Below are 1,312 nucleotides of genomic sequence, written 5' to 3'. Positions count from 1 at the left end.
ACTGGCCCCGACCCCCCCACCACCACACCACCAACCCCACCGGCCTCGGACTCGACCCCACCACCCACCCCCTCCTCGGGGCATGGATCGAGGTCGCCGGGGGGGACGAGTCCGTCTCGACAGGTCGGATCTCCCTGCGTACCCATCCGTGGCTGGCCGACCACGCCGTGGCCGGCACCGTCCTGCTCCCCGGCGCTGCACTGGTCGAGCTGGCCCTGCACGCCGGCACCCGGGTCGGCCACCACCAGGTCGACGACCTCACCCTGGAGGTGCCGTTCGTCGTACCCGACGAGGGCGGTGTCGTCATGCAGGTCGTCGTCGGCGCCCCGAACGACCAGGGTGACCGACAGGTGGAAATCCACTCACGCCCCGATCCCGACAACGCGGAGACGGGTTGGACCCGCCACGCCGTCGGCGTCCTCGGCCACCGCCCGGGTGCGGTCACCGGGCCCGAATGGGGGTCCGAGTGGCCACCGGCAGGGGCGGAGGCCATCACGGTGGCGGGCGCGTACGAGAACCTCGCCGACCGGGGATACCGCTATGGTCCGGCGTTCCGCGGATTGCGGGCCGCCTGGCGCCTCGGCGACCAGATGTTCGCCGAGGTGGACCTGGACGTCGCGGAACGCGCCGACGCCACCCGGTTCGCCGTGCACCCGGCTCTGCTGGACGCCGCCCTGCACAGCCTTCTCCTGCCCGAGGTGCCGCGCGCCGACCCGGCCCCCGACCGGTTGCTGCTGCCCTTCGCCTGGAGCGGTTTCCGGGCGTACTCGGTCGGCGTCTCCACGCTGCGGGTGCGGCTTCGCCCCACTGCGTCCGACACGTTCGCCGTCGCCGCCGTGGACGCCTCCGGCAACCCGGTGTTCGACATCGACGCACTGTCCCTACGCCCGGTCGCCACCGGTCACCTCGACACCGGTTCCGGACTGCTGGCCGTGGACTGGCGGCCGGTGCAGGTTCCCCCGTTCGTTCCTGACCCGGCCGCGACCTGGGCGGTGCTCGCCAACGACGGATCCACCGAGGTCGACGAGGGACTGCGTGCCGCCGGGCTGGTCGTCGACCTGCACACCGACCTGGAGACGACAGGTGAGGCAGCCGTCGTGGTGTATCAGGTCCCGCCCACCGAGCCCACGGCCGGCTTCGACCACGCGACCCGTACCCGGCTGGCCGGGATTCTCGAGGTCGTACAGACCTGGTTGGCCTCGGACCACCCGGGCCGCCTGGTGGTGCTCACCCGGGGCGCGGTGGGTGTGGGTTGTGATGGTGGGGTGGTTGATGTTGCGGGGTCGGCGGTGTGGGGGTTTGTGCGGTCGGT

At 72.5% G+C, this 1,312-nt stretch carries 1 protein-coding gene; it reads left to right on the top strand.

From position 1 onward, the window contains the following. Positions 1-1,312 (top strand): polyketide synthase dehydratase domain-containing protein (locus ACLQ2X_RS28335; RefSeq protein WP_425684129.1); only part of this gene is annotated, 1,312 nt, incomplete at both ends.

Origin of the sequence: Micromonospora sp. DT31 (assembly GCF_049841795.1) — a bacterium.
In the GTDB taxonomy this organism is placed as follows: domain Bacteria; phylum Actinomycetota; class Actinomycetes; order Mycobacteriales; family Micromonosporaceae; genus Micromonospora.
Note: the sequence above shows the minus strand (reverse complement) of the source record. Positions and strands in the feature narration are given on the sequence as shown.